This is a genomic window from Streptomyces sp. NPDC088915 (genome assembly GCF_044749825.1).
In the GTDB taxonomy this organism is placed as follows: Bacteria; Actinomycetota; Actinomycetes; order Streptomycetales; family Streptomycetaceae; genus Streptomyces.
Genome location: NZ_JBIVIR010000038.1, coordinates 1 through 11,211, shown reverse-complemented (window position 1 = coordinate 11,211; position 11,211 = coordinate 1). Strand labels below are relative to the sequence as shown.

The window sequence follows — 11,211 nt, the reverse complement described above, 5'->3', positions numbered from 1 at the left end:
GGCCGTCAGCGTTCTCGTTCCCGCTGCCGTGCCACCGGGACCGGCCACGGACGCCGGGGGTGTGCGAGGGGGCGGCGCCAGAGCGCCCCCTCGCAACCCGGCCGAAGGCCGGGTGCCGTACGACGAACAGCTCCAGGGGCCCCGGCGGCCGGAGCGTCCTCGAGGTCGCCGCCGCCCCAGCCCCATCCCGGAGTTCCCCCGTCGCGGCGGCGACCACGAGGAAAGCGCCCCCTGATGTGTCCTGGCCTGGCCGTGAGGCACGAGCGGCCGTCAGCGTTCTCGTTCCCGCTGCCGTGCCACCGGGACCGGCCACGGACGCCGGGGGTGTGCGAGGGGGCGGCGCCAGAGCGCCCCCTCGCACCCGGTCGGAGGCCGGGTCTCGCTCCGCGGCGGGCGCACTCGCCGCGCGGTCTCGGGCAGGCCGGCGGCCGCGGCAGTTGCGCCGACGGGCTCCGCGGGTTCCTCCGCTCTCGTCGACCGGTCGACGCGGCCGCCGTTCCAGGCCCGGACATGCCCCCGGCCCGGAACGCTGGCGTTCCGGGCCGGGGGCGGCCGTCAGGCGACGGTGAACAGCTCGTCCTGGACGGGCTGTCCGGGAGGCTCAACGGTGGGGGCGGTCTGCTGTTGGTGGGCGATGTGCTCGGCCAGGGTCCAGTCGACCCATCGCCATTCCGGGAGCAAGGGGCGGGGCCGGGGCCCGGTTGCCTCTCGGATGGTGGTGAGCCCTGCGGCGTGGGCGGCCTGGCGTCCTGCGTCGGAGAGGATCAGCTTCTCGGGGCGGACGCGGTGGACGGTGGTGTCGTCCATCCAGACTTCGCAGTACGGGGTGCCGAGTGCGGTGAGCATGGCGAGACGGTGGATGTCGCCCCACCCGGGATGGAGTCCGCCGGGGATGACCCATAGCCAGGTGCCGGGCTGGATGTCGCCCGGCCCCATGGGGGTGTGTTTGTACGGCGGCCGCTGGCGTCGGCGACGGCGGGGCTTCTCCGGGTAGAAGTGGCTGGGCGGATAGTGGGGGTTCGCCATGTGCCGCTGGTGGAGTTCCTCAGCCAGCGCGGCCAAGACGTCCTTGTGGGTGTAGCAGTCAGGGCCGACATGCCAGTGTCGGGGGCCATTCCGCTCCCACTGGATCGTCGCGCCGCACGGCTTCCACTGAGTCGTCTCGCTGCGCGTGCTGCACTGCCCGGCCCGGAGGTACGGCTGGGCGGTGGGGCACGGCCACGGCATGGTGCATGTCCGGCAGGTCCAGACGGGGCCGGCTGAGTCGGGCAGGTGCGCGCCCGGCAGGTAGAGGGGACGCAGCAACAGGCTCTCGTGCGGCGGGGCGGACGTTCCTTCGTCCGCCACCGGGTGGGGCTGGGGCATCGAGCAGGGTTCTCCTGGAGGGTCGGGGCCGGGACGGCGGCGGCGCGGCCGCCGTCCCGGCCGGGCTCGGTTCTAGGGCGCGGGCGGGGCGGCGGCCTCGGCCGCGTCCAGAGCCTGCTCGCTCCGCTCGAAGGCGGCGACCAGGACCAGCGGGTCCATGGCTGCGGCCTCCCCCTCGGGGGCGGTCTTGCGGGCGCGGTCGAGCGCCCGGACGGCCTGCTTGGCGATGTGGTAGCCGGTCTCGGCCCGTCCCTGGGCGTAGGCGGCGAAGAGCAGCAGCTCCACCTCGATCGCGTTCACGTGCTTGAGCACCGGCCCGTTGCCGCGTCGGGCGTTGTCGAGTGCCCGGCGCCCGTTGTCGACGTCGAACAGGGCGATGCAGGAGAGGGGGACGCCGGTCTGCGCCGGGGTCGTGGGGGGCAGGGCCTCCAGGGCGTCGGCGGCGTCCCGGAGGTTGGTGATCGCCTCGGCCCGGCCGGGGACGGGGCGGGCGAGGTGGCGGGCCGCCGTGGCGTAGCGGTCGGCCAGGGCGGCCCATACGTTGGCCTGCTCCGGCCGCTTCTGCTCGGCGGCCAGGGCGGCCTCGTCGGCGGCGATGCGGGCGCGCCGGTGGCACAGGGCCGACTGCCCCTTGAGCCAGATGCGGTCAGGGGCTCCGCGTCGGTCGAGCTCGGCGTGGTCGGCGGCGGCCCGGTAGGTCTGGGCGGTCTGCTGGGCGCGGTGCAGGGGGCGGCCGATGGTTTCGGTGAACATCCGGCCGTCGTGCCGGGCGACCAGGAGGTCACGGCGGGAGCGGGCGGTGCCGGCGTTGCCGTCCGGGGTCGGCAGGTCGCTGGGGAACGTCATGGTCGTACTTCTCCTTGCGTCGGGTTTCGAGCGGGCCCGGGGCGGCGGTGCCAACTGCCGCCCCGGGTAGGGAGGTTGCGTTGTCAGCTTCGGTCGCAGGCAACCACGATCAGGCCGGACCACGTCTCGCGGGTCTCGATGTCGGTGAACTCGCGCTCTTCGACGGTGAGCGACCGGTGGACGGCGAAGTCGTCGCCGCAGACGTCGCAGGTGAACCGGCCGAAGTAAGGGGATTCGGCGCTGCGCTTGTCGATCTCGGGTTCGTCGATGGTGCGGGTCGTGACGGGGCTGGCTTCGACGCCCGGGGAGGGGGTGGTCATCGGGGACCTCTCTCGGAGTGGGACGGGGAGGGGTTTCGAGCGGGCCGGGGCGGCGGTGCCATCCGCCGCCCCGGCCGGGTCGGCTACCGGAAGGACTGGGCGAGGGTCGTGCGCAGTGCGCCGGTCTCGGCGCAGACCGCGACGAGCGGGGCGGCGAGCGCCTTGCCGAACGCGGTCGCGTGCAGCTCCTGGCCGGTGCGTCCGGCCTTGCTGGCCTCGACGTAGCCGTGCCAGTAGGCCGCGAGGACGGTGTCGCTGAGCCCGTCCAGTTCCTCCAGCGGGGCCTTGTCCTCGTCGGCGGCGATGGTCAGGAGGTAGTCGCGCAGGCCGGTCAGCGCGGCCTCGGGGAGTTCCAGGGTGGAAGCCATCGGTACCTCTTCCGTACGGGTTTCGAGTGGTGGTGCCGGTCGGGGTGCCACCCCCTTCCAACAAGAAGAACAATACCAGCTTTCTCGTGTATCGGAAGTGCTGCGAGGCGCATTGCTGATCCTTTTTTCGTCCCTCGGCCCGAACCCGCTACCCTGGTGGTTCCTCGTTCCGCGTGGAAGTAGCGCCCCCTTCTGGGGATGTCGCCACCACGCGCGGTGCGGGTTTCGAGAGACCGGCGACCGCGCCAGCCTGCCGCACTTGTGCGGGGGGTCCTGCCTTATGGCAGGGCGGTCGCCGGTCTGCGTTCCGGCTCGGGTCAGGACTCGTTGTCGATCCAGACCACCCCGTACGGGGTGGTGCGCCAGGAGGACATGCAGCCGTGTTCCACGGCGTCCAGGGCCTCCGCGAGGTCCTGGTGGTCGCGGGCGTCGTAGCGCCCGGCTCCGACCGCGCGGCGCACCGCGTCGAGCCGGTCGACGCCGACCGCGATGGCGCGGCCGGCCCGGTAGCCGTTGAGGGCTGCGCGCAGCTCCGCGCGCCAGTCGGCGCGCTCCTCGGCGTCTGCCGGGGGCGGCCCGGTGTCCTGACGGGCCAGGTAGGCCAGCGCTCGGGCCTCGTGGACGGGGGCCCTCACGCGGCGGCCAGGCTGCGGGCGGCGGCGCACTGGACGACCGCGACCACCAGGGCGGCGGTGTCCTGGGTGAAGCCGCCCGCTCCTTCGGACCGGTAGACCTCGGTCTCTCCCTCGTCGCCGAGGTCGGCGCGCGGCCGGTAGAGCGCGACCCATCCGGGGTGCGCGTCAACGGGGCTGTCGGTGTGGCCGGTGCGGTCCGCGATCCAGATCTCGGGCCCGCCCGCGATGTCGACGGTGACCATGTCGGTGCCGGTGGGGGCATCGGTACCGCTGCGGACGGTCAGCCCGTGGGCTTCGAGTGTGCGGACCAGCCGGTCCCCGGCCGTGTCGTCGTGGTGGTCGATACGAACGTCTGTCATGGTGCCGCTCTCCTCGTACGTGATGGGTTTCGGGGGCCGGGGCGGCGGTGCCAACCGCCGCCCCGGCCGGGGCGGGCCCGTCAAGGAACAGACCCGCCCGGCACTGCTGTTACTCCTGCTCGTCCTCGGCGGGCGCGTCCTCCCGCCCCTCCGCCTGGGCCTCACCCGCGTCCGTCTCGTCCTCGCCGTCGGCCTCGGGGTTCTCTACCGCCCCGGCCGGTTCCTCGTACTCCTCGTCCTCGTCGTCGTACTGGTAGTCCTCTTCAGCGTCGTCGCCGTCGTCCTCGTCCTCGTCGGGGTCGGGGTTCTCGGCCTTCCATGCGGCCCTGGCCGCTTCCCGCTCCTCGCGCTGCCGCTCCTGCTCGGCCCTGCGCTCGGCTGCGGCCTCGGCCTCCTGCTCGGCGGTGGCCACCGTCTCCGCCTCGACCTCGGTCACGCCGTACCCGTGGCTCTTCAGGAAGCTGATCCACTCGGCGGTCGCGGGCCTGATCCGTCCGCGCACCGAGGGGCCGTGCTGGTAGTGGGCCTCCCCTCGCCATGCGTCGTCCTTCATGTGCTCGGCCTCGAAGTAGCCCGCCACGTGCGCGAACAGGACCCACCAGTAGCGCTTGTTCGCGGTCTTCTTGATCAGGGAAGCGATCACGCCCTTCGGCTGGCGAGTGAGCTGCTCGTCGCCCAGGAACTTCGCCAGCATCGCCCCGTGCTCCTGGCCGCCGACGTAGTGCGTGTAGTACCCATCGCTCACCAGGATCGTGCGCATGATCAGGTCCTTGACATCGGCCGGGGCCTCGCCCTTGTCCTTGCACATGTCCGCGATGTGGGCCTCGCGGCCCGCTCGGGCCGTCCGCCACGCGAGGTTGTTCACCTTGACGCGGCGGCGCTCCTCGCGCGCGGCCTCGATCTTGGCGGCCTCCTTCTCGTCGGGCTCGCCGTCGCCGTCGTCGCCCTCGGGGGCACCGGCGATCCGGTGGCCGTGCTTCTTCCATTCGGCGCACAGCCACACCACCTCGGCCGCGTCGGGGTCGATGGCGGCGGCGTGCCCCTCGCAGGTCTCGCTGTGTCCCTGCTCGCTCATCGGCATACCGATCTTGCTGACCAGTTCCTCCAGCGGTCGGGCGGTGCTGTAGTGCCAGTTCCTCGCCCAGTGGACGGTGGTGACCTTCTTCTCGGCCAATTCGGCCTTCAGGGTCTCGATCCGCTCGGTCCGGGCCTTCTTGGCGCGCAGTTCCTGCATGGCGGTCTTCCACGCACCGCGCTTGGCGTTGCGCTCCTGCTCGTCCTTGGCCTTGGCCCGCATGAGCGTGACCTGGGCGTTGGGCACGTCCTTGACCTCGTCGTAGTCGCCCAGCTCGACCCAGTCGAACTCGACCTCCTCCTCCCGGAGGTCTTCGAGGGTCTCCGCGTCCATCTGCGCGACCTTGTGGGCCGCGTCCAGCTCCGCCTCGGTCCGGCCGATGGCGGCCGCGAGCTGGGTCTTGCGGGCCTTGGGGACCCGCTTGGCGTTGACCATGAGGGCGAGCTGCTGGGCGGCGTCCAGGTCGTCCTGGACGCTGGCGGCCGCGCGGTGGACGTTCTCGACCATGGACCCGGCCAGGGCCTCGTCGTCCACGCCCTTCAGGTCGTCGCGGATGATCACGCGGACCTTCCGGTACTTGCGCTTCTCGGCCACGGCCTTCTCGGCGGCGGCGCGCGCCGCCTTCATGCGGCGCTGCCCCATGACGATGCCCAGCTTGCCCTCGTTCTCTCCCCCCTGCGGTCGCAGAACCGGGGCCTGCTGGACGCCCACGGCGTCCACGCTGGCGATCAGGGCGGGGTCGGGCTCGGTGGTGTCCTGCTCGGCGTCCCGCTTCTTGCGGTGGTTGAACGGGTCGACGATGACCCGGCTCTTCTCGGGCTCGTCCGGAAGGAAGTCGGTGAGCGGGTCGATCCACTCCAGCCGTCCGGCGTCCGCCTCTTCTGCGATGGCGGCCGGGGCCTGCTCGGTCTGCGTCACGGTCACGTTCGTGCCTTTCGTTCGTACGGGTTTCGAGTGGTGGTGCCGGACGGGGTGCCACCCCCTTCCAACAAGCTCAATATTACCAGCGCTGGGCCGTATCACCTAGTGAAAAGGTGTCCTTGACCAGCGTTTTCCGGTACTGGGAGGGGCCTGCACGTCCCGTCCGGGCCGGGCCACCCCTCTCCTTGTGAGCCGCTTTTGGTGGACCCGGGCCGGGGCCGGCGTTCCCGCGAGGCTGCGCCACGACGGCGCGGGGCCACGGCGAACGCGCGCCGATGCTCGCGCGGGAGCGGCGCGGCCGTCGTTCTCGACAGCCCGCTCCCCCCGGCCGGCGCGGGAGCGGGCGGAGTGACGGCCCGCCGTCGCGTCCGGCCGTTGCCCCGTCCGGTCGGCCGGAGGTACCGGCCGACCGGACGGGGTCTTCACCAACGGGTGAGCGCGCGGCCGGGGGCGAAGGTCTCGACCCATTCGATGTCGCCGCCCGGCGTCACCCGGACCTCGCCGCGCTCGCCCTCCTCGCCGTTGAACGTCAGCTCGCTGACGACTTCGTGACCGGCTGCCAGGCAGCGCCGGACGAACCTGGCGAGCGGCTGGCTGATCGATCCGCTCTTGGAGACGTGCGACACCGCGAGCGCGCTGACGGTGACCGGCTGCGCCTGGTCGAGCGGCACGTCCTCCGGGATCAGGGCCCATACGCCCACCAGGTCGGACCAGGGGCCAGCGGCGTCCGGGTCCTCGACGCCGGGGGCGAGGCAGAAGATCGGCAGATCCGGACCCTGCGTCAGCGGCAGAAGGGCGGGGAAGGGGATCGGCGGGGCGACTTGGACGGTTCCCTTGACGCTGTACTCGTAGCCCATGCGGGGCGCTCCATTCCGTGCTCGGTTCGGGTTTCGAGGGGGCCGGTCGGGGTGCCATCCCCTTCCGGCCCAGGGGGTCCGGGGCGGCCTGGTGGCCGCCCCGGACCGCCTCACTGCGGCAGGTGCTCGCTCGGGCGCATGATCGTGATGACGCGCTCGCCGTTGTCGCCGGGCGACGCCTCGGCCACGAGGGTCACCCGCTGCGGGTCGCGGCTGAGGCCGTCGACCGGGACGCGGTAGAGGGAGAACGCGAGCCGGGGCGGGCGGTTGGACCCTGCGGCGGCCTTGATCGCCCGGGACGCGGTGATGAGCAGGTCCCACTCCCGCTCGGTCTCGTCCAGCCGGATGCCGGTGTCCCACGTGTACGTCTCGGGGACGGCGATGCAGTCCGCGTAAACGGCCTCGGTCATGGCGACCGGGGCGGGGAACTCGACCTCGGCGGCAATGCCGGGGTCGGCCTCGATCAGCGTGCCGGTCGCGATGGCGTGGGCGCGGGTGTTGACGGTGCCGGTCAGGGTGCTCATGAGGTGCCTCTCGTTGTGCGTACGGGTTTCGAGGGGGCCGGGGCGGCGGTGCCAACCGCCGCCCCGGGGGGCAGATCAGAAGTGGTCGGACTGGACGGCGCTGTGCGCGCCGGGGAAGGTGGCGACGACCTTCAGCACGTTGCCCGCCTCCAGGAGCAGGGCGCGGCCCTCGCGGCCCTGGAACTCGTCCACGTGCATGGTGTGGGCCTTGGCGGCCTGAAGCAGCGCGTCCATCTCGGCGGCCAGCGGGGAGGACGCGCGGACGGTCACGATCTCGGGCGCGTAGTGCGCGTACGCCTTGGTGCTCCAGTCCAGGACCACGGTGTACGACCGCAGACCTGCCCGGCGGGCCGCGCGGCGACGGGCGCGGATGGTCTTGAAGGTCTCGATGAGTGCGTGCATTGGGTACTCCTCGGTGGGTTTCGAGTGGTGGTGCCGGGAGGGGTGCCACCCCCTCCAATAAGCTCAATATTACCAGCTTTGAACCGGATTAGGAAGCCGTGAAGGGCCTCTGAACAGGGTTTTCCTTGGTTCACCACCCCTGGATCGTGCGGTGCGCGATCCAGGCCAGGGCGGCGAGGCGCTCATGCGCCCGGAGGTACGGGGACAGCTCGGCGGGCCGGGCCTGCCCGTCGACCTCGACCGTCCAGGCGGTGTCAAGGCTGCGCGCGAAGCGGTCGTACCGCCACGTCACGGCACGGCCTTCGACGTGGCACTCCACCCGCATCGCCCGGGAGCCCAGCGAATCCCACATCGGCCCCCGGTCACAGCGGGGCTCCTCCTCGATGTAGCGGGGGTTCTCGACCCGGTGCCTGAGCAGACCCAGCCGCGCCACGAGGGTGGCGGCCAGCTCTGCCGCACCGGCGATGCCCGGCCGGTAGGGGGCCAGCCCGAGGGGAATCCGGTACTCCACGGGGCGGTAGGTGACGGTGTCGCGGGGGTCGATGGTCAGCAGGTCCATGATGGCCAGCCCTTCCGTTCCGGTGTGGGTTTCGAGTGGTGGTGTCGGTCGGAGTGCCACCCCCTCCCAACAAGCTCTATATTACCAGTGTCGAGCCGGATCACATAGCCGGAAAGGGCATCTGACCAGGGTTTTTTCCCGGAAGTTCCATGATCTTTTAGCGGGCGTCCGGGCCTCCGCCGACCCCCCTCCTTGCCAGCCGCTTTTCCCTCCCGGGCCCCCGGCCGGCCCGCACCCCTTCGACGTCGCGCAGCTCCTCCAGGCCCTCCTCGACCTCAACCCCTCGCGGTCACCACGACGTCGCCGGCGGACGACGACGGCGCTCCGCTCCCCCACCCCGGCCACGACGGACTCCAGCCCGTCCCCCGGTCCCCGGGGGGCGGGCGTCCGGAGGAGCCCCCCGGGGCCCCGCGCAAGGGAGCGAAGCGACCGCAGCCCGCAGGGAGCGAAGCGACCGGAGGGCCGCAAAAAGGAGGGCGGCCACGCCCGACGACTGCGGCGCACGGCCGGATCGGCCCGAAGGGACGATGCCCACCCACCGCGCCCGCGCCCGCCCCGCCGGCCCCGGCCCCCCGGCGCCGGGGGAGCGCGAGGGGGCGGCGCGAGAGCGCCCCTCGCAACCTGGCCGAAGGCCGGGTGCCGTCCCGCGGCGCCGCGCACCGGGCCCCGGCCCCGTGAGGCGAGGCCGGCGCTTATGGGGCTGCGCCCCGACGGCGCTCCGCGCCGGGCCGGGCCACCCACGGCTGGCCGCCGCCCACCGCGCAGCGGCCCCGCGCACCGGCGGCCCGTACGGCGGAGTCTCCGCCGTACGGGCGGCCCGGTCAGATGTCGAACAGGCCGATGGTGCCGGTGGACTTGTCATCGCCCACGTCGAACATGGCGACCTGGGCGGCCTTCGGCCGGGTGGTGAACTCCACGGCGGACATGGCACGCCAGTCCTTCGCGGGGGCGGCCTTGGCGGCCGTCGCGGCGGGAGCCTTCCGCTCGGTGAGGTCGGCAACGACGATTTCCGTGCGCGGGGCCGCATCGCGCCACTCGTCGATGTACTGGGAGGTGTCGCCGCTGCATCCCTGTTCCAGGGTGATGCCCGTCTGGCGCTCGAACCGCTCGTACTGGACTCCCCGGGCCTCCTCCCGCGTCCAGCACCCGCTGTGACGGAAGGGGGCCGACTCCTGGGGGATCAGAAACACCCCGCGCCGGGCCACTTCGGCGGCGATGTCGATGACGTGGTACTCGAACCGGCTGCCGGTGTAACGGGGGGCCGTGCGCCCGCCGCGCGCCACCGCCCCGTACGGCGGGTTCGAGATAGCCACGTCGAACGGGCCACCCAGGTCCATGGTCGGCACGTCGAAGACGTCGGCGCAGATCCACGTGGCCTCGGGCAGGACCTTGCGGCCCACGCGGACATATTCCGGGTTCTTCTCGATGCACACGATCTCGCGCGCTGCGCCGTGGGAGCCGAGGTAATGCCTCGCGGTCCAGGCGAGGTGGCCGATTCCGGCGCACAGGTCGATCACGCGGTCTTTGCCGAACGCCTCGATCACCATGTCTACGGCGAGACCGCCGGGGGTGAAGAACGCGCCGTCGAGCCGGGCGGTCCCCTCCTCCATCAGGTTGTCGAGCACGAATTCCCGCTCTTCGGGGGTGAGTTCGCGGTCCAGCTCGATCAGGTCCTGCGCCTTGCGGTGCTGGGTCGCCTGCTCGGTGGTCATCTTCGCCATGGGGTCCGCCGTTCCGTTCGGGTTTCGAGTGGTGCTGCCGGTCGGGGTGCCACCCCCTTCCAACAAGCTCTATATTACCAGCATCAAGCCGGAATCGGAAGCCGTAGAAGGCTTCTGACCAGGCAATTCCTGCGGCGTCCGGGCCGGGCCGACTGGCCCGGCCCGGACGGCCCTAGCTGCGCTCGGGGGTGTAGGTCCGGACGACTTCCAGCACCCGGAAGATGGACTGTCCGTCCCGGCGGACCTGAGCCAGGGTGTAGGTCTCGGGCTTTCCCTCGTACAGCAGGGTCACGCCGGGCCTGACGGCGTCCTCGGGGTCCCCCGGGAGCGGGATGCGCTCCCAGTGGGAGCCGAGGATGGAAAGCCAGTCGCTGCCGGGGCGCAGGATTCCCCACGCGTACCCCTCGGCCCGGAAGCGGTCCGGGTGGTGGTTGTCCTGCGAGTAGATGCCTGACGGCATGTCGCTTCTCCTTCGGTTTTCGAGGGTGAGCCGGGGGGCGGCGGCCGCCGCCCCCCGGCGGGGTGGTCAGTCCAGACCGAGCCAGCGCGAGACCTGGATACGGAAGTTGGCGGTGGCCTTCGGGTCGAAGGCGGGCAGGCCCGGCCGTTCAGCGGTGACGAGCGCCACGGCCGCTTGTGCGACGTCCTGGCGCTCCTGGCCGCGCTTCCCGAGCTCCTCGGCCCACTGGTAGCCACAGAAGAGGGCGGCCAGCTCCAGGTCTGTCCGGGCCTCCAGCTCTTCGCCGACGCTCCGCCCTGCGGCGACCGCGTCGATCTCAAGCCGCGTACACAGGTTGTTGAGGGCGGCGATTTCCGCCTGGGAGTCGATGGTGATGACCAGCTCGCCCATGGGTTCCTCCGGTGTGGTTTCGAGTGAGTCTCGCTGTCCGGGGTGCCACCCCCTTCCAACAAGCTCTATATTACCAGCACTGGACCGGATCACATAGCCGCAAAGGGCATCTGAACAGGGTTTTCCCGGAAGTTCCATGATCCTTTAGCGGGCGTCCGGGCCTCCGCCGACCCCCCTCCCGGCCAGCCGTCTTTCCCTGCCCCGGCCCCGAGCCGGCCCGCACTCGAACTCCGGCCTCCAGCTCCTCCAGGCCCTCCTCGACCCCAGCCCCGGGCGGTCACCACGATGGCGCCGGTACCCGTACGCGGCGCTCCGCCCCCGCCTCGGCCACGACGGACTCCAGCCCGTCCCCCGGTCCCCGGGGGGCGGGCGTCCGGAGGAGCCCCCCGGGGCCCCGCGCAAGGGAGCG

Annotated in this window: 14 protein-coding genes; all 14 read right to left on the bottom strand. The window is 72.2% G+C overall.

Features of this window, described 5'->3' with window-relative positions; genetic code table 11:
• Positions 1–555: 555 nt before the first annotated feature.
• Complete coding sequence (locus ACIP5O_RS36565; RefSeq protein ID WP_401302094.1) at positions 556–1,062, bottom strand: hypothetical protein; 507 nt, start codon at positions 1,060–1,062, stop codon at positions 556–558.
• 375 nt (positions 1,063–1,437) lie between these two features.
• Complete coding sequence (locus tag ACIP5O_RS36560; protein ID WP_401302091.1) at positions 1,438–2,211, bottom strand: hypothetical protein; 774 nt, start codon at positions 2,209–2,211, stop codon at positions 1,438–1,440.
• Positions 2,212–2,294: 83 nt separating this feature from the next.
• Positions 2,295–2,531 carry a hypothetical protein gene (locus ACIP5O_RS36555; protein ID WP_401302090.1) on the bottom strand — a complete coding sequence of 79 codons (237 nt, stop codon included), beginning with the start codon at positions 2,529–2,531 and terminating at the stop codon, positions 2,295–2,297.
• A gap of 83 nt (positions 2,532–2,614) precedes the next feature.
• Positions 2,615–2,899 carry a hypothetical protein gene (locus tag ACIP5O_RS36550; protein WP_401302087.1) on the bottom strand — a complete coding sequence of 95 codons (285 nt, stop codon included), beginning with the start codon at positions 2,897–2,899 and terminating at the stop codon, positions 2,615–2,617.
• A gap of 317 nt (positions 2,900–3,216) precedes the next feature.
• A complete protein-coding gene (locus tag ACIP5O_RS36545) occupies positions 3,217–3,534 on the bottom strand; it encodes a hypothetical protein (protein WP_401302084.1) in 318 nt (105 codons plus the stop codon).
• Complete coding sequence (locus ACIP5O_RS36540; protein ID WP_401302081.1) at positions 3,531–3,893, bottom strand: hypothetical protein; 363 nt, start codon at positions 3,891–3,893, stop codon at positions 3,531–3,533. Before ACIP5O_RS36540 ends, ACIP5O_RS36545 begins: the two co-directional genes overlap by 4 nt.
• Positions 3,894–4,002: 109 nt before the next feature.
• Positions 4,003–5,892 carry a ParB N-terminal domain-containing protein gene (locus tag ACIP5O_RS36535; protein WP_401302079.1) on the bottom strand — a complete coding sequence of 630 codons (1,890 nt, stop codon included), beginning with the start codon at positions 5,890–5,892 and terminating at the stop codon, positions 4,003–4,005.
• 419 nt (positions 5,893–6,311) lie between these two features.
• Positions 6,312–6,746: a hypothetical protein gene (locus tag ACIP5O_RS36530; protein ID WP_401302076.1), complete on the bottom strand. Its 435-nt coding sequence runs from the start codon at positions 6,744–6,746 to the stop codon at positions 6,312–6,314.
• Positions 6,747–6,856: 110 nt separating this feature from the next.
• Positions 6,857–7,270 carry a DUF6573 family protein gene (locus ACIP5O_RS36525; protein WP_401302073.1) on the bottom strand — a complete coding sequence of 138 codons (414 nt, stop codon included), beginning with the start codon at positions 7,268–7,270 and terminating at the stop codon, positions 6,857–6,859.
• Between the two features lie 75 nt (positions 7,271–7,345).
• Positions 7,346–7,672, bottom strand: coding sequence for a hypothetical protein (locus tag ACIP5O_RS36520; RefSeq protein ID WP_401302070.1), 327 nt, complete (start codon positions 7,670–7,672; stop codon positions 7,346–7,348).
• Between the two features lie 130 nt (positions 7,673–7,802).
• Positions 7,803–8,231 (bottom strand): hypothetical protein, encoded by a 429-nt coding sequence (locus ACIP5O_RS36515; protein ID WP_401302067.1) that lies wholly within the window; start codon positions 8,229–8,231, stop codon positions 7,803–7,805.
• Between the two features lie 821 nt (positions 8,232–9,052).
• Positions 9,053–9,952: a methyltransferase gene (locus tag ACIP5O_RS36510; RefSeq protein WP_401302065.1), complete on the bottom strand. Its 900-nt coding sequence runs from the start codon at positions 9,950–9,952 to the stop codon at positions 9,053–9,055.
• Between the two features lie 172 nt (positions 9,953–10,124).
• Positions 10,125–10,412, bottom strand: a complete 288-nt coding sequence (locus ACIP5O_RS36505; protein ID WP_401302062.1) for a hypothetical protein — start codon at positions 10,410–10,412, stop codon at positions 10,125–10,127.
• Positions 10,413–10,478: 66 nt separating this feature from the next.
• Positions 10,479–10,802, bottom strand: coding sequence for a hypothetical protein (locus tag ACIP5O_RS36500; protein ID WP_401302059.1), 324 nt, complete (start codon positions 10,800–10,802; stop codon positions 10,479–10,481).
• Positions 10,803–11,211: the final 409 nt, after the last annotated feature.